This window comes from Hymenobacter sp. (genome assembly GCF_036388155.1).
In the GTDB taxonomy this organism is placed as follows: Bacteria; Bacteroidota; Bacteroidia; order Cytophagales; family Hymenobacteraceae; genus Hymenobacter.
The window spans coordinates 1-22,928 of record NZ_DASVSI010000121.1 but is presented as its reverse complement, the minus strand read 5'-3'; the positions used below and the strand labels follow the sequence as shown (position 1 = coordinate 22,928).

Here is a 22,928-nt window from a genome sequence, read left to right as displayed (position 1 = left end):
GACACCCCTGCCTGCGTGCAAACAATTCGCGGCCTGCGCACGTCTCCGTTGTTCCCCAACCCGACTACTCATCTCATGGAATTAGGCATTAGCTCATTCGGCGAAGTGGCGCCGGCCCACGTGGCTGGCCAGGACCACGCCGCCCACCAACGCATGCAAGAACTGCTGGCCCTGGCCAAGCGCGCCGACGAAGTGGGCCTCGACGTGCTGGCCCTCGGCGAGCACCATCGCTCCGACTTCATCATCTCCTCTCCCGAAGTCATCCTGGCCGCGGCCGCTGCCATCACCCGGCGCATTCGCCTCTCCAGCGCCGTCACGGTCCTTAGCTCCGCCGACCCCGTGCGCACGTTCCAGAACTTCGCCACGGTGGACCTGATTTCCGGCGGCCGGGCCGAGATTATCGCCGGCCGCGGCTCATTCATTGAATCCTACCCCCTATTTGGCTACGACCTCAACGACTACGACGAGTTGTTTGTCGAGAAGCTGAGCCTACTGCTCAACATCAATGGCGCAGAAGTGGTAACCTGGCAGGGCAAGCACCGGGCCCCCATTGCCGCACAAGGCGTGTACCCACGCCCGGCACAAGCCAAAATCCCGGTCTGGATAGGCATTGGCGGCACGCCCGCTTCGGCCGTACGGGCCGGCAAACTGGGCTTGCCCCTCACCATTGCCATCCTCGGCGGCTCGCCCGACCGCTACGTGCCCTTCGCCGAACTCTACCGAGAATCAGCTCAGAAGGCCGGTCACAACGCGGCTCTATTGCCGCTTTGCCTCAACTGCCACTTCCACGTGGCCGAAACGTCCGAGCAAGCAGCCGACGAGTTTTTCCCGCCTTACTCCACGCTCATGAACCGCATCGGTCGTGAGCGCGGCTGGTCGCCCATGGACCGTCGGCATTTCGATTTTCTGCGCGGGCCGCAGGGGCCGTTGTTCGTCGGTACGCCGCAGGAAATCACAGCCAAGCTGCTGAATCTGCACGGGCTGTTCAACAACACCCGCTTTCTAGCCCAACTAGTGCTGGAAGGCATTCCGCACGCTAGTGTGCTCCGGTCAATCGAGCTATTTGGTACGCAAGTGGCACCCGCGGTGCGCGAGGCCTTAGGCGTAAGCGTAGTTGTGGAGTAGACCCGATAGTTTCTGTGGTTGCTGTGCGCGGCTTTACATATCTAGTCTAGCGCCCTCCACAAAAGCTCTATTCGGTATTTAGTTGGTCATCCCAGCAATACCCTTGGAACGTCATACTGAGCGCAGCCGAAGCATCTCTCCCGCAGTAGCAGTAATTGGTTTACTCTTTGCAGTAGAGATGCTTCGACTGCGCTCAGCATGACCTAAACAAAAATACCAAACACGCTTTCGACTCTACTTAGGAAAAACTCGCTCGTCGCGCTCGGCCATTGCACGCAGAACGTTTTTCCGTGTTTTCTACGGCCCAAATCCGTGTTTTTAGCCATCCGAAGCTGCGTACAAAAGGGGGTGTTCTACCTCACTTTATTCCCAGCTTTATGAAGATTGCCCTCAAACCACTAGACCAACAGACCATTGTCGTTACCGGCGCTTCGAGCGGCATTGGGCTCGTCACGGCCCGCATGGCGGCCGAAGCCGGCGCCAAGCTAGTCCTGGCCGCCCGAAACGAAGAAGCCCTTCAGCAGCTAGCCGAGGAGATTCGCGCACAGGGCGGCCAAGCCATCGCCGTCCGGGCCGACGTCGGCATCGAGGAAGACGTGCGGCACATAGCCGAGGCGGCCATTGCTGAGTTTGGCAGCTTCGATACCTGGGTCAACAACGCCGGCCTTTCCATCTTCGGCCGCTGCGACCAAGTCACCATTGAAGACCAGCGGCGCATGTTCGACACCGTGTACTGGGGGGTCGTGTACGGCTCGCGCACGGCCGTGGAACACTTCAAGCAGCGCGGCACGCCCGGCGCGCTCATCAACATAGGCAGCTTTTTTGGCGACCGCGCCACGCCCGTGCAAAGCACCTACTGCGCCGCCAAGCACGCCGTGCACGGTTGGACCGATGCTCTGCGCATGGAACTGGAAATGGAAAAAGCTCCTGTCTCAGTCACACTCGTTCACCCTGGCCGCATCGACACGCCCTACAACGAGCACGCCCAGAGCTACTACGAGCATCAGGTGGCGCACCGCGGCATGGTGTACCCGCCCCATACAGTTGCAGAGGCCATCCTCTTTGCCGCCGCCCACCCGAAGCGCGACATGTACGTGGGCGGCCAAGCCAAGGTGCTGAAGATGCTGGGCGACGTGGCCCCCCGCTTCATGGACAAGCTGATGGAAGTGATAACCGACCCCGGCCAAGTGGACCCCGCCCGGCTGTCAGTCAACCCGCAAACCAGCGCGCTATACAAAGCCGGTTATGGCCTTAAGGAAAATGGCTCGCACCAAGGCTGGTTTCGCTCGGGCAGCATCTACGTGAAGATGCAGAAGCATCCGGTGCTGGCCGCGGCAGTTGTGGCAGGATTGGGCCTGGCCCTCAATGCGGCGAGCAAAGCACGCAAAAGCCAAAAGACTACGGCGGGCAACGCGGCCGCGCCTACCAACGAGGCCGCTGCTCCGGCTGCATCGGCTGCTTCAGATGGCCAAACGGATGCTGGGGCCGATGAAGTAATAATTTTAACGGAGATTGAGGTCTATTAAGTGGGCGTAGCGTGGACTCTGCGAGTCCGCGCGTTACCTGGGCCGTTCTGCTATACGCGGACTCGCAGAGTCCACGCTACGAATGCACAGCCCCTAAAACCGCTGCTCACAAGCAACGGCAACTTGCTCGCGGGGCCGATGCGAAGTGTTATGGCAACCTGCCCCCTATAATTCCACCACAAAGCACCTTGCTGCTGCCACAAAAAAAGCCCCGCCGAATAACGGCGGGGCTTTTTTCTACGTGCAAGAAGCGACGTTTCTAGTAGCGGTACAGGTCCGACTTGAACGGGCCTTCCACCGATACCTTGATGTAGTCGGCTTGCTTGGGGGTCAGTTCGTCCAGCTCCACACCGATTTTGGCGAGGTGCAGGCGGGCTACTTTCTCGTCCAAGTGCTTGGGCAGGGTGTACACTTGGTTTTCGTACTGGTCGGCACGCTCCCACAACTCCAGCTGAGCCAGAGTCTGGTTGGTGAACGAGTTCGACATCACGAACGAAGGGTGGCCGGTGGCGCAGCCCAGGTTCACGAGGCGGCCTTCGGCGAGGATGATTACCTCTTTGCCTTCAATGGTGTAGATGTCAACCTGGGGCTTCACGGTGTCCTTAGTGTGGCCGTAGTTTTTGTTCAACCACGCCATGTCAATTTCATCGTCGAAGTGACCGATGTTGCAGACAATGGCTTTGTCTTTCAAGCTGCGGAAATGCTCTTCGGTGAGGATGTCGCAGTTGCCGGTAGCCGTCACGATGATGTCGGCTTCCTTCACGGCAGTGGTCAGTTTCTTCACGGCGAAGCCGTCCATGGCCGCCTGCAGGGCGCAGATGGGGTCAATTTCGGTCACGATAACGCGGGCACCAGCACCGGCCAACGAGGCAGCCGTGCCTTTTCCTACGTCGCCGTAGCCGGCCACCACGGCCACTTTACCGGCCATCATCACGTCGGTCGCGCGACGGATAGCGTCCACGGCCGACTCTTTGCAGCCGTACTTGTTGTCAAACTTCGACTTCGTCACCGAGTCGTTCACGTTGATGGCGGGGAAAGGCAGCGAGCCATTTTTCACGCGCTCATACAGACGCAACACGCCGGTCGTGGTTTCTTCCGACACGCCTTTGATGCCAGCGGCCAGCTCGGGGTACTGGTTCAGCACCATGTTGGTGAGGTCGCCACCGTCGTCCAGAATCATGTTCAGGGGCTGACGGTCTTCGCCGAAGTACAGCGTCTGCTCGATGCACCAGTTGAACTCCTCTTCGTTCATGCCCTTCCAGGCATACACCGGGATGCCAGCTGCAGCAATAGCGGCCGCGGCGTGGTCCTGAGTCGAGAAGATGTTGCAAGAAGACCACGTCACCTCAGCGCCCAGCGCTTTCAAGGTTTCGATGAGTACGGCCGTTTGAATGGTCATGTGCAAGCAACCGGCAATGCGGGCGCCTTTAAAAGGCTGCGCAGCACCAAACTCCTCACGCAAGCTCATCAAACCGGGCATTTCGGCTTCGGCCAAACGGATTTCCTTGCGGCCCCACTCGGCCAGGCTCATGTCCTTTACTTTGTACGGAACGTACGTTTTCGTCGTGGTTTCCACCATGATGCAGATTAGTTGATGTTTCGCGTTTCAACCGCAAAGATACTTGATTTGTTCGGGCGGCCATACGAAAAAGCCCTGGCTGGCAGGCTGGGGCTTTTTCACTGCAAGCAAAATATTGCGTGCTTAGTTATTCGCGATAATAATGGCCTGAATCTGCTGGGCCTGTGGCACAGCACCGCCGGAAATGCCTCGCACCACAATGGTATAAATTTTACCCGATTCAAACGTCTTGGTGGTCGCCGTGCCCGTACCGGTACCGTCGCCCACGGCCACCAACTGCGTACGGGGGGCCGCGGCGGAAGTAACAGACAAAGTCAGAGCGCCAGCGTTAACGACAACAAAGGGGGAAGCAGCACCAAAAGCAACATCAGTCGTCAGGTCGGTAGGGGCACCGGTTGGAGTAGCAGCGGGAATCGATAGCCGCACCGGCGTAGACGCTCCAACGCCCAAATGCACGAGGCGCACTTTTGCAGTTCCAGTGGCAGGAATCGTCAGGTCGTCCTGCACGGGGAGCAGCAATACGCTGCCAATAGTGGCGGTGGGCGAGTAAGCAAATACCGTGTAGCTCTGGTCTTTAACTACCGAAATAGGCAGAGTGGCTACTTGCTGGGTGCCACTATTAATGCGCAAGGTTTGGTTGCCTGCGTTCACGTTCAAGTAAGCACTCGACTGGCCGTAGTTGAGTTGGCCCACCTGTTGGTCATTCACAAACGCCGTCACCTGCGTGTTAGCCGCGGCGGCGGCATGAGAAATCAGCACCTTGCCCTGGTCGGGGGCGGGAGCCGCGGGCTCATCGTCTTTGCTGCAGGCGGCCAGCAGCAAAGTAGCCGGCAGAAGGGCCTGAAGGGCGCGGCGGAAAATGGGAGATGTTGCCATAGTTAATGAGGTATCAACTGAATTGATATGGAGGGATTGCGTGCCCGGCAATAGCCGGCCGGCTCGCCCTGAACGTATAAGCCCCGCTATTTGTTGAGACTGGGCCGGAAAAAAGGGTTGCATTCCCATTTTGGGCCTCATGGTCGCGCTATCTTTGCTTTCATGTATAACATTCACCAGTCGTCGGTGCCTCAGCGGTTTCGACTACTCATTGCGGGCGCAATGGCGTTGTTTCTGGGCCTTGCGCCGGCCCTTGCCCAGCAGGCTCCTGCCACCATCCGCCTCGAGCCCACCGACGCCGAGCGCGGCCTGAACGGACACCAGCACAACTTCGATTTCCTGGCGCCCGGCGCCAGCGGCGACAGCTACCAAACGGCCGGTTTTTTCGGCCAAAAGCTGCGGCCTTTCTTGGCTGGCAACGCCGAAGCGGTAGCTTACTTAGATAAATACAAGCGCCAGAAAACGATTTTTCTGGTCGACCGTTTGGTCGCACTGGGTTCTTTTGGCGTGTACGGGCAGCAAATTTTTGCCGGCGGCGACCCTCAGTATTTCAACAGCACTCAGAAAGTTGCGCTTGGCGTGTTTGCCGCCAGCGTGCTGGCCACGGTGTTCATCAACCGCAACACCAACACGCACTTGCAGCGTGCGGTGAAGGCCTACAACGATGACCTGGCCCACGGCGGCGTATGGCCCCGCTTGCGGCCCAGTTCGGTAGGCATTGGCATGGCACCCACCGGCCAGCCGCAGCTGGCCTTGCGCTGGGCATTACGCTAAACGCCGGGTTTTCTCGTATAGCTTTTTCCATGGACTACCCCTTGCCCGAAGCGGCCAGGCGCTACGTAGCCGCGCACTTGCACGACGACCCCGCGCACCTGGCCCTCCAAGCCCGTCGCCACCCCGGCCTGCCCGTGCCGGAGCTGGTGCGCCAGATACAGGCCCGCCAGAAAGCCCGCGCCAAGCTGCCGGCCTGGGCTGACAACCCCGACTTGATTTTCCCGCCGGCCCTCTCGGTCGAGCAGGCCTCTTCGGCCCGCACTGCCGCCTTCAAGGCCAGCTTGGTGGAAGGCCAGCGCCTGGCCGACCTCACCGGTGGCTTCGGGGCCGACTCGGTGCACTTCGCCGCCCGCGTGGCCCACGTGGACTACGTGGAGCGCGACCCCAAGCTGGCCAATATTGTGCGCTACAACTTGGCCCAGCTCGAAGTGCCGAACGTGGCCGTGCACGCCACCGACGCGCTGGACTTTCTGAAAACGACCCCGCATCACTACGACTGGCTCTATCTCGACCCGGCCCGCCGGGACACCGCCGCTCGCAAGATTTTTCTGCTGCGCGACTGCGAGCCCGATGTGGTGAAATTGTTACCCTTGCTGCTGCACAAAGCCGACCGCGTGCTGCTCAAAACTTCGCCCATGCTCGACATTGAGCACGCCGTGCAAGGGCTGGGCCACGTGCGCCGCCTGTGGGTGGTGGCCGTTGACAATGAAGTCAAAGAAGTGCTATACGAACTGGGCCAGGAGCCCGCCGTGGACCCCGAGCGTTACGCCCTCAACCTGCGCCGCGACGGCACCCAGCAGGAGTTCCGCCTCAACCGTGCCCGCGAGGCCCGCGCCACGCCCCGCTACGCCGAGGCCCAGCAGTACCTGTACGAGCCCAACGCCGCGGTGCTCAAGGCCGGCGCTTTCAAGAGCATCGGCACTGCTTTCGAGCTGCTCAAGCTGCACCAAAACAGCCACCTCTATACCTCAGACGTCCTGCGGCCGAATTTCCCAGGCCGAATTTTCAAAGTATTGGCCACCGAAAAAGCCGACGGCACGGCCCTGAAAGCTTACTTGGGCCCCGAAGCCCGTGCCCACGTCACCACGCGCAATTTCCCGGAATCGGTGGCTGACTTTCGTCGGCACACGGGCATCCGCGAGGGCGGCGACATCTACTTGTTCGCCACCACCGACTTGCGCGGCCGGCCCGTGGTGTTGGTGTGCGAAAAGGCGCAAGCGCCGGTGACCTCGGCCCCAAGTCAGCCCTGAGCCGGGCCCTTTCGTAAAGCAGCAACAGAAGAAGCGCAGGGCTTTTTCGTCAAGCATGCTGCTGATGCGTTTCAAAGACAAAGTGTGCCTGGTGACGGGCGGGACGTCCGGCATTGGCCGGGCCGTGTGCGTGCGCCTGGGGGCCGAAGGAGGGCGAGTGGTGGTGCTGGGCCGCGACGTGGCCGACGGCAAGGAAACCGTAGGCATCATCACCAAAGCCGGCGGTGAAGCCGTTTTCATGGCCTGCGACCTCGCCAAGCCGCGCGCCATTGAAAGCACGGTGAAAAAGGTAGTGGCCAAGTACGAACGGGTCGACGTGCTCATCAACGACGCGGCCATGATGACCTACGACCCGCTCGTGGACTTGCCGCTGGACAAGTGGGATTTGCTGATGCAAGTCAATTTGCGCGCCCTGGCGCAGCTCACCCAGCTTTGCCTGCCGCACATGCCCAAGGGCAGCTCCATTGTGGCCATCAGTTCGGTGCACGCCCACCAAACCACCGCCAACGTGGTGCCTTACGCCACCAGCAAAGGGGCCATGGAGGCCTTTGTGCGCGGCATGAGCCGGGAGCTAGACCTGCGCCAAACCCGCATCAACGCCATTGCGCCCGGCGCCGTGGACACGCCCATGCTCTGGAGCAACCCCAACGTGAAAAGCGGCGCCGAAACCATCGACAAAGCCACCGTGGGCCAACCCGAAGAGCTGGCGGCTGCCATTGCCTTCATGGCTTCGGACGAGGCCAGCTTCATCCACGGCACCACCTTGGCAGTGGACGGAGGGCGTTTAGCGCAGCTTTAGCAGCTGATTTGAAGCACGTAGAACCCGGGGGCTGTTGAGAGCGACTACAGTTATCTGCTTCGTTGATAACGGCGAATAGCTCGGATTTCCGTAGTTTTGCCCTGCGCCCGCCTCCCGACTTGTGGTGAACTGGACGCACATATCTCTTTCTTTCTCGCTCTTTTCGCGCTTTCAATGCCCTATCTGTTCACTTCCGAATCGGTTTCGGAAGGCCATCCCGATAAAGTTGCCGACCAGATTTCTGACGCCATTCTCGACGAGTACCTGCGCCAGGACCCCACTGCCAAAGTAGCTTGCGAAACCCTCGTAACCACCGACTTTGCCCTCGTGGCTGGCGAGATTAAGTCCACCGCTCACGTCGACGCCGAGCCCATCGTGCGCGAGACCATTCGCCGCATCGGGTACAACAAACCGGAATACCTGTTCAACGCCGATACCTGCGAGGTGATGAACCGCCTGCACGAGCAGTCGCCCGACATCAACCAGGGCGTGGAGCGCGCCAAAGACGAAGACCAGGGCGCCGGCGACCAGGGCATGATGTTCGGCTACGCCAGCCACGAAACGGCCAACTACATGCCGCTGGCCCTCGACCTCTCCCACCGCTTGCTGCAGGAGTTGGCCGCCATCCGCCGCGAAAACCGCGACATGCCCTACCTGCGCCCCGACGCCAAGAGCCAGGTCACGATTCGGTATTCCGACGACCACCATCCGGAGGCCATCGACACCATCGTCATCAGCACGCAGCACGACGAATTTGACGCTTCGGAAAGCGCCATGCTGGAAAAAATCAAAGCTGATGTGCTGGCCACGCTCATCCCGCGCGTGAAAGCCGGCCTGAGCGCCGATGTGCAGGCACTGTTCACGGACCAAATCACCTACCACATCAACCCCACCGGCAAGTTTGTCATCGGCGGCCCCCACGGCGACTCCGGCCTCACCGGCCGCAAAATCATCGTGGACACCTACGGCGGCAAGGGCGCTCACGGCGGCGGTGCCTTCTCCGGCAAGGATTCTTCGAAAGTAGACCGCTCGGCTGCCTACGCTGCTCGCCACATCGCCAAAAACCTGGTGGCCGCCGGCGTGGCCGACCAAGTATTGGTGCAGGTAGCCTACGCCATTGGCGTAGCCCAGCCAGTAGGCGTTTTTGTGACGACTTATGGCACTACCAAAGCCAAGGGCAGCACCAGCACCCTCACCGACGGCGAAATCGCTGAGAAAGTAAACAAGCTGTTCGACCTGCGCCCTTACGCCATCGTGAAGCGTTTCGGCCTGCAGAACCCCATCTTCGCGCAGTCGGCAGCCTACGGCCACATGGGCCGCCAGCCCGGCACGGTGCAGGTAACCATGAAGGACGGTGAAGTAAAGACCTTTGAAACCTTCACTTGGGAGAAGCTGGATTACGTCCCCCAGATTAAAGCTGAATTCAACCTGTAATTAATGATTACGGCTAATAGTTAGTGATTAATCTTGCTTGTAAAAAGAGCCCCGCCTGTGAGAACAAGCGGGGCTCTTTCGTATGCGGAAAATGCAAGAGAAATTAATCATTAACCGCTAACCACTAATCATTATTTCAGTGGCTTAGCGTCTTCTCTTTGTAGCGCGTGATTTGGCGACGCAGGCTGTCAGCGGCGGCGTCTGCAGCGGCTTCGAAAGAAGCAGCGTCTTCGGCGCTGAACAGCGTGGTGCCCGGCACCAGCAGCTTTATTTCCACGGTTTTGTTGTCGATGCCGTCTTTATTGTTGAGGCGCATGATTACTTCGCCATCGGTTACTTTATCGTAAAAAGTTTCCAACTTATTCAGGCGTTGCTGCACAAAATCAAGCAGTTTTTGGTCGGCGTCGAAGTGCACCGAATGCATCTGTACTTTCATAAAGCAATTGATTAAGAGGGTAAAGGGTAAAAGAAACTCAAGCCCGTGGGTGAGCTTGTTCAAATACGGATTTTAGGCGGTCCACGGACAGGTGCGTGTACACTTGCGTGGCCGCCAAGCTGGCGTGCCCCAGCAATTCTTTGATGGAGTTGAGGTCGGCGCCCTTGCCCAGCAGATGGGTAGCAAAAGCGTGCCGCAACGCGTGTGGGTGCTGCTGGGCGCCCGAGGTTGTAATCTGGCTCAGGTATTTTTTCACCGTGCGGTACACGAACTTGTCGTACATGGGCTCGCCCTTGTCGGTGAGCAGCAACGGGCCCGCTACGGCCCCGAATTCGTGGGCGCGTTTTGCCTGGTATTTCTCAATTACCAGCTTCAGCGTAGGATTGAGCGGCACAATGCGCTGCTTGTTGCCTTTGCCCGTTACGCGCACGGTGCTCGCGCCCAGGCTCACATCGTCGGCGTGAATGCCGATGAGCTCCGACAGGCGGATGCCGGTACCATAGAGCATTTCGAGCACCAGTTGGTCGCGCTGTCCGGCAAAGTCATCCCCAAACTCAAACGAATTCAGCAAGCCGTTCAACGCTTCTTCGGGCACAAACTCGGGCAGCTTTTTGGCCATTTTAGGGGCCTTGATGCGGAGCATGGGGTTGGCTGCGATGCGCCCAGCGTGCAGCAGGAACTTGTAGTACGAGCGCAGGCAGGCCACCTTGCGGTTCACGGTGCGCGGGTCGAGGTTTTCCTGCATCAACTCCACCACCCAGCCCCGGATGAGCGCATGCGTGGCCTGCGCCGGGTCGGCCAAATCGTAGGCCGATTTCAGGTAAGCTGCAAACTGACCCAGGTCCGTTTGGTACGACGTAATCGTGTGGGGGCTGTAGCGACGCTCGAAGCGCAAAAAATCAAGAAAAGCATCCATACCAACACCAAAAATGCCCGGCGTTTGGGCCGGGCATCCAATGTACTGGTTTTTTATTTTCCACCAAGCATTGCGTTGTGGTATGGACGCGAAAAAAACGGCCAGCTTGCCTAAAGTGGCAAACCAGCCGGTTTTTGTAACGCTAACGCGGCTCTAAGCGCAGGCTATTCGTTGGGCTGGCCGTAGGTGGCGAGCTTGTACACAGCCTTTTGCTTCATCTTGCGCTCCGTGATGCTGGGCTTCTGGAAGAAGGTGCGGCGACGCAGCTCTTTCAGCACGCCCGTGCGCTCAAACTTCTTTTTGAAACGCTTCAGAGCGCGGTCAACCGATTCGTTGTCTTTGATTTGAATGATAATCATATCAGGGAATGAGGGAGATTTTTCAGGAGGGAGCCGAGTAAATCGGGCCGCAAAGATAAGTAGAATTGCTTGGGCAACCAAAAATTCTTCCCGCAAGCCTCCTGAAGCTTTGCGATTTACTATTTCAGGAGCGCCCGGGCAATTACCAGTTTCTGGATTTCACTGGTCCCCTCGCCGATGGTGCACAGCTTGGCGTCGCGGTAGTATTTCTCGGCTGGGTAATCCTTGGTATAGCCGTAGCCGCCAAAAATCTGCACGCCTTCATTGGCAACGCGCACGCTCACTTCCGACGCGTACAGCTTGGCCATGGCCGACTCCAGGTTCACGTTCAGGCCGCGGTCTTTCATGTCGGCGGCGCGGTAGGTGAGTTGGCTGGCGGCTTCAATTTCCGTGGCCATGTCAGCTAGTTTGAAGGCAATGCCCTGGAAGCTGCTGATGGGCTGATTGAACTGGTGACGCTCCTTGCTGTATTGCACGGCGGCCTCAAAGGCGCCTTGGGCAATGCCCAGGCTCAGGGCAGCAATGCTGATGCGGCCGCCGTCCAGCACTTTCAACGACTGCACGAAGCCGTCGCCGACCTTGCCAATGACGTTCTCCTTGGGCACTTTGCAGTCGGTAAAAATCAGCTCGGTGGTTTCTGAGGCGCGCATGCCGAGTTTGTCTTCCTTGCGGCCAGCCTCAAAGCCCGGCGTGCCGCGCTCGATGATGAAAGCCGTCATGCCGTGCGAGTCGCCCACTTCGCCGGTACGCACAATGACCACAGCCACGTTGCCCGACTTGCCGTGCGTAATGAAGTTTTTGGCACCGTTAATAATATAATAATCCCCGCTCTCGTCGAGCACAGCGGTGGTGCGCATGTTGCCGGCGTCAGAACCCGTGTTGGGCTCGGTCAGGCCCCAGGCCCCAATCCATTCGCCGGAGGCCAGCTTGGGCAAGTATTTGTGCTTTTGCTCTTCCGAGGCGTGCTGCAGGATGTGGCCGGTGCAGAGGGAATTGTGCGCCGCCATGCTCAGGCCGATGCTGCCGTCAATCTTGGCCAGCTCCGCAATGGCGGTTACGTACTCCATATAGCCAAAGCCCGACCCGCCGTATTCCTGCGGCACCAGCACGCCCATCAGGCCCAGCTCGCCCAGCTGGCGAAAGACGTGAATGGGAAACTCCTGGCTTTCATCCCATTTCATCATGTTGGGCTTGATGTGCTGGGCGCCAAAATCGCGCACCATTTGCGCAATCATGGTTTGGTTTTCGGTGGCTACAACTTCCATAGAATAGGAAATGAGGGTGGGATTTGATAAAGATGACAATACCTGCACCCACAACAATTTGTTGCTGGTTTTGGCTCCACGAAAGTACGATTGCAGGAGTTGAAAACAGGAGCAACACCGGTTGCCGTAAACGCCTGTTCTTGAATGGGCCCTGCAAAAGCGTTACTTTTGAGGCTTTTTGGGGGAAATCTGACTTCGAGGCAGAATTTTTTCCGAATTTTTCGTTTGATTCCCCACTAATTGGCCTTCATGCCGACTCCTTTCCTTCGCCGTTTCGGGCGCCTCTGGCTGCTGGCGCTGCCCGCATTGCTGTTCTTTTCGTCTTGCGGCACTAGCCGCTACTACCAGAAGCGCACCCTGTTTCGCTTGACCGACGAGCAGGGCCGGCAGATTGACAGCACCAAACTGCGCGTTGCGGTGAACCGCACGGAGCGCAATTATGTCATTCAGGCCAACGATATTTTGGAAGTGCGGGTGAACACTAATAGAGGAGAGCGCATTCTTGACCCCAACGGCGAATTGCAATTTGGCCAGCCAACGGGCTCCACTCCTGCCCGAAGCACTACCCGCCCTGCTTCGCGCAACATTGGCCAAGGCGCCGGGGCCGCTACCGCGGGCTCAGAATTCTTGGTGCAGGCCGATGGCACCGTTACGCTGCCTCAGGTGGGCCGCATCAAGCTCAGCGGGCTGTCGCTCCTGCAAGCCGATAGTGTACTGGCCGGGCGTTTTTCGGAATATTACATTCAACCTTTCGTCACTACCCGGGTGAACAACAACCGAGTCATCGTACTCGGCGTTTCGGGCGGGCAGGTCATTCCCCTCGCCAACGATAACATGAACTTGCTTGAAGTTTTGGCATTGGCAGGGGGGATAGATGGGGCAGCTGGCGGGGGAGGTGGGCCTAACCGCAACGGCGGTCGGGCCGACAACATTCGCATCATTCGTGGAGATTTAAAAAACCCACGGGTTCAGCAAGTTGACTTGTCCACGCTCAACGGTATGCGGCGCGCCAATCTGCAGGTCGAACCCAACGACGTCATTTATATCGAGCCTATTCGCCGTCCCCTAATAGATGCGTTGAATGAAGCGAGCCCACTCGTTAGCGTGGCGAGCTTATTGCTGACAACCGGCTACTTACTTATTAATCTATTTAGACAATAAGCTTCTATCTTCCGTAGCTGCGTGCAGTACGTACGCTGGGGGCACGAGTTGATAACTCCATTGTAATGGCTATAAACGAAAATACAGAGTTGGAAGAGCTCATCCGGAACGCCAACGGCGGACTTGCGGCTCCTCCGGCGGCTCCCTTTGCAAGTTCTTCATCTGACGATGAGGACGAATCGGCGGGCCTTGACCTCGGCACGCTGGTGCTGGTGGCTCGGCGCAGCCTGCTGTGGCTGCTCTTGCTTACGGCGCTAGGCGTGACGGCTTCTTGGCTGTATTTGCGCTACACCAAGCCGGTCTACCAGTCGCAATCAATACTCAAGATTGACGAACGTTCTGAAGCAGCTACGCTTGGCTTAGCCGGGCAGGTGGCTCCTGTTGCTGACAAGGCCCGTAGCAGCAAGCTGGCCGGCGAAGTCGAAGTCATCAAATCGGGCATTATCTACCGACGCCTCAAAGACTCTTTGGCGCTGGACGTGAACTACTACGTGCAAGGGACGGTGCTGGAGAGCGAAATGTATGGCACTTCCCCCTTCCGCGTTCGCTACGACATTACCAGTCCCAGCTATTATAACCGCAAATTCAACTTAAAATTTACGGGTCCGCAGCGTTTCCGACTCGACATCATGAGCAATGACCAGGCGTTGGGCGGAGAATTTAGTCTGGGTCAGACCATTTCTTTCCCCGGCTTAAAGCTTCAGGTAACCGGCACGCCTTTTTTAACAGCAAAAGCCCTCGAGCCCGATTATCATTTCACCATTCAGGACGAAGGCGCCGTCAATAGCTACCTCGACAAAAACCTTGCGGTTGAAATAGTCAATCCAGACGCCAATACCATCCAAATTTCTTTCAAAGACTTCAATCCAAGCAAAGCACAAGCAATTGTCAATAAAATTGATACCGTCTATCGGCAAGAAAAGCTGGCTCGCAAAAGAGAGTCAACGGAGCAGCAATTGAATTTTTTGGATAAAATTTCGGCCGTAACGGAGGACAAGCTGAAAGAGGCGGAAGTCAATCTGCAGAACTTCACGGAAGAAACCAAAACGTACGACGTAAAGTCGGACGTAGCGGCCATTGCCGATAAGTTGGAAGCGCTTGAGGCCAGCCGAGCCGAGTTGCAGGAAAAAATGTCGCTATTGGCTGAAATAACCCGGCTGGCAGAACAGGAACGCCTCACCAATTCCGAGACTGAGACAGTTGAGGAGAGTATCCCGACGTTGTCGAGCCTAGAAGACCCCCAACTCGCCACCGCACTAAACGACCTGAATGCGCAACAGTGGGAATTGCGCCGCATTTTGCGTTCGAGCACCGATAAGACCGAAGGAGTACAACGACGCCAGGCGGAACTGGTCTTCACCCGCGAAAGCATCCGGCGCCTGCTGATACAAGACCGAAAGCTGCTAAACCGTAAAATGCAGCTACTTGACCAACAGCGCAACAAGTTGGAAGGCATGTTGCAGAGCCTGCCGGCCAAGGCAACGGAACTGTCGCGCCTGATGCGGCCCTTGGACTTGTACACCAAGTCCTACTTGATGCTGTTTGAGAAAGAAATAGACTTTAATATCCAGAAGGCGGGTAACACCGCAGACTTCCAGATTTTGTCACCGGCCTCGCCGCCCGCTGAGCCCATTTTCCCGAGCAAGCTGCTCGTGTACGCGGTGGGACTGGCAGGTGGCCTGCTGCTGGGCTTGGGCCTGATTGCGGTACGGTATTTCATGCACAACACGGTCACGAACGTGCGGGAGCTGGACCGCGACTCCAAAGCATCGGTGCTGGGCATTATTCCGACGTATGACAAGGAGAAAATGGAAATTTCTCGTCTTGTGGTTGATAAAAACCCCAAGTCGGCTATTTCGGAATCCATCCGCTCCATTCGAACCAACCTGGATTTCATCAGTTCGGCCAAAAAGAAACGGTTGATTTCGGTGACGTCCACCATTTCGGGCGAGGGCAAAACCTTTGTTACGGTAAACCTGGGCGGCATCATTGCCCTGTCGGGCCAGCGCGTCATTATTCTGGACCTGGACATGCGCAAGCCCAAGGTCAACTTGGCTTTCGACGCCGAAAACACCCGCGGCATCAGCACCATCCTCATTGAGCGCCACAGCGTGCAGGAGTGCATTCAGCCCACCACCATCGACACGTTGCAGTTCATTTCGGCCGGCCCGACTCCGCCTAACCCGTCGGAACTCATTCTAAGTGACCGGTTCGACGCCATGATTCAGGAACTGTATCAGACCTACGACGTCATACTCATCGATACGCCCCCGGTGGGCTTGGTGACGGACGGCATCCTGATTATGCGCAAGGCCGATATTCCGCTCTACATTGTGCGGGCTGACTATTCGCGGAAGGCATTTATCAAGAACATGAACCGTCTTATGCGCAGCAACAATTTCACGCGCATGTGCACCATTCTCAACGATGCTCAATCGGGCACTGGGTATGGCTATGGGTATGGGTATGGCTACGGCTACGGCTACGGTGCGTACGGACAAGGCTATTACGAAGAGCCGGCGAGCAAGCCGCTTACCTTTGGGGCGAAGGTGAAAAAGTTTTTCACTTAATCAACGCACTCTAAATGGCTTCGTTTTGGCAACGGCTTTTTGGCGATGCTTCCGCTTCGGAGGCACCTGCTGCCACGGCCTTGTCCTCTCTCGCAACCCTGGGTGCCGACATGCACTCGCACCTGCTGCCCGGCCTCGACGACGGCGCAGACTCCATTGAGAAGTCGCTTGAACTCCTCCGGGCGTTGCGCGACCTGGGCTTTCGGAAGTTGATAATGACGCCCCACATCATGGGCGACTTTTACAAGAACACCCCCGAAAGCATTCGTGCGACCCTGGAATACATGCGCGAGGCTGCGGCCAACACCGGCTTGGGCGATGTCGTACTCGAATGCGCGGCCGAATATTACTTGGACGAGTTCTTGGGGCATAAGCTGAGCGACGGCACTGAGATGCTCACCTTCGGGGGCGACAAGCGCTACCTGCTGCTTGAGACGTCTTATATGAACGAGCCGCTCAACTTGTTCGATATCGTCTTTGAAATGCAGGCCCAGGGCTACTGTCCGGTGCTGGCCCACCCCGAGCGCTACACGTACCTGTACGGCCGGTTTGCTGAACTGGAAAAGCTGCGTCGCGACCAGAACGTGCTACTTCAGGTCAACCTCAACTCGCTGGCGGGCTATTACTCGCCGGGCGCCAAAAAGGTAGCCGAGCAGCTCATTGATGCGGGCTTGGTGGACTTTGTGGGCACCGACACGCACCATTTGCGCCATACCGACACCCTGCAGCAACGGGCTCTGGCCCAGCCACACATGGAAAAATTATTGCAATTGCCGCTGCTCAACCGAACACTTTAAGGATTTGGTTGCTGATAAGGAAGTGCGCACATTGCTCACCGGTTTCTGAGCAGCAAAGCACCCTTTTTGCTTTACCACGCGACAACCCTCATGATATTTGTCACTGGCGGCACCGGCCTCATTGGTTCTTTTCTGCTGCGGGCGCTGCGGGCCCGCGGGCTGGCCGTGCGGGCGTTGCACCGGGGAGCGGTACCCGCCAACGCCGCAGCGGGGGTAGAATGGCTGGCCGGTGACCTGCTCGACACTGAGCTGCTTCGCGAGGCCCTCACGCCCGATGTGACGCACGTCTTCCACTGCGCCGGGCTCGTGTCGTACGCTCCCCAAGACGAAGACCTGCTGCTGGCCGTGAATGTGCAGGGCACGGCGGCCGTCGTGGATGCTTGCCTGGAGCGGCCGGGCATTCGGCTGGCGCACGTGTCGTCGGTGGCGGCGCTGGGCCGCCCCACGGCCGGCATTCCGGCGGCAAGCGGCGTCCTCACCGTGACCGAAACGGCCACCTGGGACCTGGGAGCTGCGCACCCGGCTTACGCCACGTCCAAGTACTTGGGCGAATTGGAAGTGTGGCGCGGCGTGGCCGAAGGCCTGTCGGCCGTGGTGGTGAACCCGTCGGTGGTGCTGGGGCCCGGCGACTGGCACCGCAGCAGCACGCGCCTGCTGCGCTACGCCTACCAGCAGCACCGCTTCTACACCCGCGGGCTGGTCAATTTTGTGGACGTGCGCGACGTGGTGGCGCAATTGTTGGCCCTCGCCCTGGACCGGCCCGCCCTGAGCGGCGAGCGGTACATCCTGAGCGCAGAGGCCTTGCCGCTGGCCGACTTTTTCCGGCAGGTGGCCGCCGTCATGCGCCGCCGCCCGCCCACGGTGGCCGTGCCCAACTGGGCCGCCGAAATCATCTGGCGCCTGGAGCACGCCCGGGCGGTGCTTACCGGGGCCCGGCCGCTCATCACCAAAGACACGGCCCGCGCCGGCCGCCAACCGGTGGTGTACGCGCACGCCAAAGTACAAAGTGCTACTGGCCTCGGATTCCGCCCGTTAGCCGACACTATGGCGTGGTGCGCGTCCGAATTAATGGCCAATCCTACCCTCGCACCGGCCGTTGTCGTATCTTAGCAACAACCGGATTGCACGGTTTTAGCCAATATTTGTTATCATTGATAGAGTACTGATAAAGTGGAGTGGAACCGCGTTGGCAAACGGCCTGACACGAAGTCCTAACGGCAGCTTGCGGCGACCCACAAAACCAGATTAATCCACTTAACTGCGGTTTTATGCGCATGAACGAACATTTTGAAAACCACCGGGCTGTGCTGGATATTGTGCGCCGCTTCGAGCGCATGGTGGACCACCAGGAGCCTGTATTCTTTGATTTGGAGGACTTTGAGAACATCATCGACCACTACGTCACCAACGCCGAATTCGACAAGGCCCTGCAGGCCTGCGAGGCCGCGCTGGGCCAATACCCTTTCTCCACCGAACTGCTCATCGACCGCGCCCAGGTAACGGCCATGCGCGGCGACTACACCGAAGCCGAACGCCAGATTGACGAAGTAGCCGCCCTGGACCCCACCAACGCCGACGTGGCCGTGACGCGGGGCATCATCAGCACGCAGCGGGGCGAGTTTGCGCAGGCAGTGGAGTTTTTCCGGGCCGGACTGGAACAGGAGCCCGAGCGCGAAGACATTCACTTCAACCTGGGGCTGGCGTTCCAGAGCTGGCAGAAATTCAAAAGCGCGGCCAAGCACTACAAGCAGAGCCTGCGCCTGAACCCCGACAACGAAACCGGGGTGCAGGAGTTGCTGCACTGCCTCGACATCACGGCACGCCTGGAAGAGCACGAGGAGTTTTTCAAGCGCTTCACCGACGACGACCCGTACTCGGCCACGGCCTGGTACAACCTGGGCCAGTACTGGTACCGCCGCGAGGACTTTGCCAAAGCCGCCGAAGCCTTTGACTACGCGGTGGTCATCAGCCCCGATTTTTACGACGCCCACCACTGGCTCGCCGACACCTTTGTGTGCCAGCAGGAATACAAAAAGGCCATTGCGGAGTTCGAGCTGGCCTACCCAGCCGGCGAGCCCACCGACGAAGCCCTGTGCAACATCGGCGAGTGCTATGAGAAGCTGCGCGACTGGGAGCCCGCCCGCAAGTACTACCGCAAGGCGCTGGAGCTGAACCCGGAAATGGACGAAGCCTGGTTTGGCCAGGGGGTGCTGCTGCAGGAGCAGGGCCGCTGGTTCGAGGCGATTCACTACTTCCGGAAGGCGACGGAGCTCTACGCCGAAAGCGGTGAGTACTGGTCGGCGTTGGGCGCGGCCGAAAACCAGGTGGGCAACGTGGTTAGCGCGCTGGAGTCGTACGAAAAAGCCACTGAAGTGGCCCCCGACGACGTGCAAGGTTGGGTGAGCTGGAGCGCCATCCTCTACGAGCAAGGCCATTTCTCGGAAGCTGTGGACCTGGTGCGGCATGCCGTGAACCTGCACCCGCACGAGGCACACTTCCATTACATGCTGTGCGCCTACTTGCTGGCCGATGGCCGCCTGCGCGAAGCGTACGATGTGCTGGAAACGGCCCTCACGCTCAATTTCGAGCAGCACGTGCTGCTGTTTGACTATTTCCCCGCCCTGCGCGAGCAGCCGGGCTTGAAGAAGCTGATTGAACAGTTTCGCAAATAAGACTTCCCGTTGACGCTACTTTTGCAACCGCCCGTCGTTCGACGGGCGGTTTTTCTTTGCCGCGGCCACCCCTATTTTGCAGCCCGCGCATTTCCCTCTTTCACCCAATTACCGTTGTTTTGATGAATTACGACCTTTCTCAGCTCCCCGAGCGCACCCCTAAGCCCCGCGAACAAGGCTATACCATGGTCATGGACAAGGGCATGAGCCTGCGCGAAGTGGAGGACTTTCTGGAAGTAGGCGGCGCCTACACCGACGTGGTGAAACTGGGCTGGGCCACGTCCTACGTGGTGCCCAACCTGAAACGCAAGCTGGAAATCTACCGGGCGGCCGGAATTCCGGTGTACTTCGGGGGCACGCTGTTCGAGGCGTTCATCATCCGCAACCAGTTCGACGATTATCGCCGCCTGTTGGACACGTACGGCATGGAGTACGCCGAGGTATCGGACGGCAGCATCGACCTCGACCACGAGCGCAAATGCGAGTACATCCGCGACCTGAGCAAGAGCGTGCAGGTGCTGAGCGAAGTGGGGTCGAAAGACGCGGAGAAAATCATTCCGCCCTACAAGTGGATTGCGCAGATGGAAACCGAGCTGGCGGCCGGCGCCATCAAGGTAATTGGCGAGGCCCGCGAGGGCGGCAACGTGGGCCTGTTTCGCAGCACCGGCGAGGTGCGCTCGGGCCTGGTAGAGGAAATCCTGACCAAGATTCCGTCGGAGAAGATTCTGTGGGAAGCCCCGCAGAAAGCCCAGCAGGTGTGGTTCATCAAGCTATTGGGCGCCAACGTGAACTTAGGCAACATTGCCCCCAACGAAGTGGTCAGCCTGGAAACCATTCGGCTGGGCCTGCGCGGCGACACGTTTTCCCACTTCCTCGACATGGACGCCGTGGACCCCATGTTCCGCCCCGCCGCCAAGACCGGCAAGCCGGGTACTTCTATGCCTCGCGGCTAAAGCAGCCATTCGGGCTAAACGAGTCCACCGATTATAACACGAAAAAGCCGGCCCCCCTTGCGGAGGCCGGCTTTTTGATTGCCTGAGGTGTCAAGCTTACTGCTTGGCAACCTTCAGCTTTTTCACTTCGCCAGAAGGCAGCGTAAGGTTCACCATGTACAAGCCAGCTTTCAGCTCAGACATGCCTGGTACGGCGAAGTCACTGAGGCCGGTGGTGAGCGTCACGGCTTCCTCGCGAATCATACGACCCGACAGGTCGGTGATGCGGAGCTGGCCTTTGCCGCCTTGCGACGACTGCAGGGCCAAGTGTACTTGGTCGCCGTTGCGGAAAGGGTTCGGGTAGGCGGCCAACGTGGTGGCTTCCGATGCCTTGCCCTCGAAGCTCACCGAGCGTGCGGCAAAGAAAGTCTCTTTGCCGTCGAGGTCAATTTGACGCAGGCGGTAATAACGGATACCGGACTTGTTTTTCTCCACGTCGATGTAACGGTACTCCGTTTCGCGGGTGCTGTTGGGCGAGGCGCTGGCCACTTCGGCCAAGGAGCGGAAGTCCTTGCCGTTGGTCGACACCTGCACTTCGTAACCTTTGCTGTTTAGCTCGGTCGCCGTTTTCCAGGTAATCAGCGCGTTGGCGCCGAGGCGCTGGGCATCAAACGCCGTCAGGCGCACGGGCAGAGGGTTCTCGGTGTCGCCCAGGGTGAAAGTGGCAAACGTGCGCACCCCCGTTCTGGTCACGATGTTGTTCGTCTGGTCAACCGGGCCGTCGCGGCCTACCAGCCCGAAGGTGCCACCCGAGTTGGTCGAAACGAAGATGGTTAGGTTGGGTTCTGGAATAACGCCCGTGCCGCCAGGGCCCAAGTTCACGGTTTCGTTGTCCAGGTAACGGAATCTCATAGTAGCTGTCAGGCCGCCGCTATTGGTGTTGGGGGAACTAGGCCGCACACCAAAGATGCGCCGGATGCTGAACTTGGAGCCCAGCGGCGTGTAGTTTTCAGCCGTGTTGCGGGTCACGAGTACGTCGCCAGGGTTGTTGGCGCCGGTAAAGAGCAGTTCCAGACCGATACCGCCGAAGGTGCGAGGCGCGGCTTCGTTGGCCGTCACGTTGGCCCGGTTGGTCTTGACGAAGCCGCGGATGTAGGAAGTTTCCGTTTCACCCACCAGCTGCGCCCCGTTGTTGTTGTTGTTGGAAGCGCGGTCCGACAATTCCACAAACGAGCGGGTGGGCTGAGCAATGTCGGTGGTGAAGATGCCGCCACCGTTGGCGTTGTCAAACGTGAAGCTTTCGGTGATGAGCATCGAGCCGGGCAGGTTCTTGATGCCACCGCCCGAAATCACCACGTTGGCAAAGCCCGAACCGCCGCTAATTTCCTGGTTTACGCCGGCCAGTTCCAGCGTGGTGCCGTCGCGCATGATGAAGCTATCGAACTGGTTGCTGAAGTCACCGGTGACTTTGAGACGGCCCACAATCACGCGCAAAATCGAGCGCAACGCCTGTGAGCCGCCCTGCAACGCCAGGTTGCGGGCCAGGGCTGGGCCCGAACCGATGTTGTTTTTGACCGTGTTGCGCGAGGTGGTGTAGCTAACGTCGCTGTTGATGTTAGGATAGGGCGTGGAAACCGAAGGACCAAAGTCGGGAATGATGACGTTCGTATTCGCGTCAGGTACGCGGTTCAAGTCCCAGTTACCAGGAGTGAACCAGTCGTCATCGATACCACCCGTCCATGTAATCGTGACGATGGGAATGCCCGTGGTGCTGAGGGTGGCGCGATAAAAGTTGGTGTTATTGTCGTCACGCAGAATAGCGAAGGTGCCGTTGGGACGGGCCACATCGGCCTCGAAATAGGTTTCAATGAAAAAACTGCCGATGCCTTGATTGGCTAAACCCGTAATCAGATTTTGCTGGGCAGTTGTGAGGTCAAAGGTGCGGGTGCCGTTGGTAGCAGTACCACCGCCCTGCAGGGCAATGTTGGTGAATCCGCCGGCCGTGAGGGCTCCGCTTTTGTAAATGCGGTAGAACAGGCGCACAGCGCTCACTTGGTCACCATTGCTTTCAAACGTAGTCACTCGCCCGCCGTTCAGAAACAGCTGGCCGGTGTTGATGTCAAAAGCACCGAAATTGAATCCCTGAAAGTCCGGCGCTGAAGTGGCAGCACTGGCGTCGTACGTAACGTTGGTGGTTTTGGGGTCCACGCCGTCGCTGTCTACCAGGATTTGGGTCGAGGAAATGTTGGTTGGCGCCGGCCGGGCACCTATCACCCGGAAGACCGAACGGCGAAACGTAGTCTCCAATCGGGTTCCGTTCACGTTGTCAATGGCAGTAAAGCGAACGTCGAAGCGGTACTGAGCACCCGGCGCCGCGCCGGCCGGGCTGACGACTGAGGCCAACAAATTCCGACCGATATTATTGAGCGAAAAGCGGCGAATGTTGCCGGAAAGGCC

General features: G+C 58.6%; 19 protein-coding genes. 12 read left to right on the top strand and 7 right to left on the bottom strand.

Annotated features, from left to right (window positions below; all coding sequences use genetic code 11):
* Positions 1-75 precede the first annotated feature (75 nt).
* Together VF629_RS16380 and VF629_RS16375 are read left to right on the top strand one after the other, a co-directional pair.
* Positions 76-1,125, top strand: a complete 1,050-nt coding sequence (locus VF629_RS16380; RefSeq protein ID WP_331059565.1) for an LLM class flavin-dependent oxidoreductase — start codon at positions 76-78, stop codon at positions 1,123-1,125.
* Between the two features lie 377 nt (positions 1,126-1,502).
* Positions 1,503-2,651 (top strand): SDR family oxidoreductase, encoded by a 1,149-nt coding sequence (locus tag VF629_RS16375; RefSeq protein ID WP_331059564.1) that lies wholly within the window; start codon positions 1,503-1,505, stop codon positions 2,649-2,651.
* Between the two features lie 259 nt (positions 2,652-2,910).
* Here the strand turns inward: VF629_RS16375 and ahcY are convergent, their stop codons facing one another.
* Both ahcY and VF629_RS16365 read right to left on the bottom strand, forming a co-directional pair.
* The gene (gene ahcY / locus VF629_RS16370) at positions 2,911-4,230 is read right to left on the bottom strand and encodes an adenosylhomocysteinase (RefSeq protein WP_331059563.1); all 1,320 of its coding nucleotides are present in this window, start codon (positions 4,228-4,230) and stop codon (positions 2,911-2,913) included.
* Positions 4,231-4,353: 123 nt separating this feature from the next.
* Complete coding sequence (locus tag VF629_RS16365) at positions 4,354-5,106, bottom strand: DUF4397 domain-containing protein (RefSeq protein ID WP_331059562.1); 753 nt, start codon at positions 5,104-5,106, stop codon at positions 4,354-4,356.
* Between the two features lie 162 nt (positions 5,107-5,268).
* Here VF629_RS16365 and VF629_RS16360 point away from each other — a divergent pair, with 162 nt between their 5' ends.
* The 4 genes from VF629_RS16360 to metK all read left to right on the top strand — a co-directional run bounded on the left by VF629_RS16360 (position 5,269) and on the right by metK (position 9,363).
* Positions 5,269-5,880: a hypothetical protein gene (locus VF629_RS16360; RefSeq protein WP_331059561.1), complete on the top strand. Its 612-nt coding sequence runs from the start codon at positions 5,269-5,271 to the stop codon at positions 5,878-5,880.
* A 29-nt stretch (positions 5,881-5,909) separates the two neighbouring features.
* Positions 5,910-7,130 carry a class I SAM-dependent methyltransferase gene (locus VF629_RS16355; protein WP_331059560.1) on the top strand — a complete coding sequence of 407 codons (1,221 nt, stop codon included), beginning with the start codon at positions 5,910-5,912 and terminating at the stop codon, positions 7,128-7,130.
* Positions 7,131-7,194: 64 nt separating this feature from the next.
* Complete coding sequence (locus VF629_RS16350) at positions 7,195-7,929, top strand: SDR family oxidoreductase (protein WP_331059559.1); 735 nt, start codon at positions 7,195-7,197, stop codon at positions 7,927-7,929.
* Between the two features lie 174 nt (positions 7,930-8,103).
* Positions 8,104-9,363 (top strand): methionine adenosyltransferase, encoded by a 1,260-nt coding sequence (metK, locus tag VF629_RS16345; protein WP_331059558.1) that lies wholly within the window; start codon positions 8,104-8,106, stop codon positions 9,361-9,363.
* 136 nt (positions 9,364-9,499) lie between these two features.
* On the opposite strand, the gene hpf is transcribed toward metK, so the two are convergent.
* The 4 genes from hpf to VF629_RS16325 form a co-directional block, all read right to left on the bottom strand.
* Positions 9,500-9,799 carry a ribosome hibernation-promoting factor, HPF/YfiA family gene (gene hpf, locus VF629_RS16340; RefSeq protein ID WP_331059557.1) on the bottom strand — a complete coding sequence of 100 codons (300 nt, stop codon included), beginning with the start codon at positions 9,797-9,799 and terminating at the stop codon, positions 9,500-9,502.
* Between the two features lie 37 nt (positions 9,800-9,836).
* The gene (locus VF629_RS16335; protein ID WP_331059556.1) at positions 9,837-10,715 is read right to left on the bottom strand and encodes a tyrosine-type recombinase/integrase; all 879 of its coding nucleotides are present in this window, start codon (positions 10,713-10,715) and stop codon (positions 9,837-9,839) included.
* Positions 10,716-10,879: 164 nt separating this feature from the next.
* A complete protein-coding gene (gene rpsU / locus VF629_RS16330; protein ID WP_035564799.1) occupies positions 10,880-11,074 on the bottom strand; it encodes a 30S ribosomal protein S21 in 195 nt (64 codons plus the stop codon).
* A gap of 119 nt (positions 11,075-11,193) precedes the next feature.
* On the bottom strand, positions 11,194-12,339 hold the full coding sequence (locus tag VF629_RS16325; RefSeq protein WP_331059555.1) for an acyl-CoA dehydrogenase family protein: 1,146 nt from the start codon (positions 12,337-12,339) through the stop codon (positions 11,194-11,196).
* 366 nt (positions 12,340-12,705) lie between these two features.
* Between VF629_RS16325 and VF629_RS16320 the strand changes: the two genes are divergently transcribed.
* From VF629_RS16320 to VF629_RS16295, 6 genes are all read left to right on the top strand, one after another.
* Positions 12,706-13,500 (top strand): polysaccharide biosynthesis/export family protein, encoded by a 795-nt coding sequence (locus VF629_RS16320; RefSeq protein WP_331059554.1) that lies wholly within the window; start codon positions 12,706-12,708, stop codon positions 13,498-13,500.
* 65 nt (positions 13,501-13,565) lie between these two features.
* Complete coding sequence (locus tag VF629_RS16315; protein WP_331059553.1) at positions 13,566-16,070, top strand: polysaccharide biosynthesis tyrosine autokinase; 2,505 nt, start codon at positions 13,566-13,568, stop codon at positions 16,068-16,070.
* A gap of 80 nt (positions 16,071-16,150) precedes the next feature.
* A complete protein-coding gene (locus VF629_RS16310; RefSeq protein WP_331059552.1) occupies positions 16,151-16,867 on the top strand; it encodes a tyrosine-protein phosphatase in 717 nt (238 codons plus the stop codon).
* A gap of 90 nt (positions 16,868-16,957) precedes the next feature.
* The gene (locus VF629_RS16305) at positions 16,958-17,977 is read left to right on the top strand and encodes an NAD-dependent epimerase/dehydratase family protein (RefSeq protein WP_331059551.1); all 1,020 of its coding nucleotides are present in this window, start codon (positions 16,958-16,960) and stop codon (positions 17,975-17,977) included.
* Between the two features lie 164 nt (positions 17,978-18,141).
* Positions 18,142-19,539 carry a tetratricopeptide repeat protein gene (locus VF629_RS16300; protein ID WP_331059550.1) on the top strand — a complete coding sequence of 466 codons (1,398 nt, stop codon included), beginning with the start codon at positions 18,142-18,144 and terminating at the stop codon, positions 19,537-19,539.
* A 122-nt stretch (positions 19,540-19,661) separates the two neighbouring features.
* On the top strand, positions 19,662-20,492 hold the full coding sequence (locus VF629_RS16295; RefSeq protein ID WP_331059549.1) for a phosphosulfolactate synthase: 831 nt from the start codon (positions 19,662-19,664) through the stop codon (positions 20,490-20,492).
* A 96-nt stretch (positions 20,493-20,588) separates the two neighbouring features.
* Here the strand turns inward: VF629_RS16295 and VF629_RS16290 are convergent.
* A partial coding sequence (locus VF629_RS16290; protein WP_331059548.1) for a T9SS type A sorting domain-containing protein occupies positions 20,589-22,928 on the bottom strand: 2,340 nt, incomplete at its 5' end.

Bases quoted from the DNA above. Each gene is read 5' to 3' on its own strand.
- VF629_RS16350 (WP_331059559.1), top strand. From the start codon at position 7,195: ATGCGTTTCAAAGACAAAGTGTGCCTGGTGACGGGCGGGACGTCCGGC.
- VF629_RS16315 (WP_331059553.1), top strand. From the start codon at position 13,566: ATGGCTATAAACGAAAATACAGAGTTGGAAGAGCTCATCCGGAACGCC.
- VF629_RS16360 (WP_331059561.1), top strand. From the start codon at position 5,269: ATGTATAACATTCACCAGTCGTCGGTGCCTCAGCGGTTTCGACTACTC.
- metK (WP_331059558.1), top strand. From the start codon at position 8,104: ATGCCCTATCTGTTCACTTCCGAATCGGTTTCGGAAGGCCATCCCGAT.
- hpf (WP_331059557.1), bottom strand. From the start codon at position 9,799: ATGAAAGTACAGATGCATTCGGTGCACTTCGACGCCGACCAAAAACTG.
- VF629_RS16380 (WP_331059565.1), top strand. From the start codon at position 76: ATGGAATTAGGCATTAGCTCATTCGGCGAAGTGGCGCCGGCCCACGTG.
- VF629_RS16335 (WP_331059556.1), bottom strand. From the start codon at position 10,715: ATGGATGCTTTTCTTGATTTTTTGCGCTTCGAGCGTCGCTACAGCCCC.
- VF629_RS16305 (WP_331059551.1), top strand. From the start codon at position 16,958: ATGATATTTGTCACTGGCGGCACCGGCCTCATTGGTTCTTTTCTGCTG.
- VF629_RS16355 (WP_331059560.1), top strand. From the start codon at position 5,910: ATGGACTACCCCTTGCCCGAAGCGGCCAGGCGCTACGTAGCCGCGCAC.
- VF629_RS16325 (WP_331059555.1), bottom strand. From the start codon at position 12,339: ATGGAAGTTGTAGCCACCGAAAACCAAACCATGATTGCGCAAATGGTG.
- ahcY (WP_331059563.1), bottom strand. From the start codon at position 4,230: ATGGTGGAAACCACGACGAAAACGTACGTTCCGTACAAAGTAAAGGAC.
- VF629_RS16365 (WP_331059562.1), bottom strand. From the start codon at position 5,106: ATGGCAACATCTCCCATTTTCCGCCGCGCCCTTCAGGCCCTTCTGCCG.
- VF629_RS16375 (WP_331059564.1), top strand. From the start codon at position 1,503: ATGAAGATTGCCCTCAAACCACTAGACCAACAGACCATTGTCGTTACC.
- rpsU (WP_035564799.1), bottom strand. From the start codon at position 11,074: ATGATTATCATTCAAATCAAAGACAACGAATCGGTTGACCGCGCTCTG.
- VF629_RS16300 (WP_331059550.1), top strand. From the start codon at position 18,142: ATGAACGAACATTTTGAAAACCACCGGGCTGTGCTGGATATTGTGCGC.
- VF629_RS16295 (WP_331059549.1), top strand. From the start codon at position 19,662: ATGAATTACGACCTTTCTCAGCTCCCCGAGCGCACCCCTAAGCCCCGC.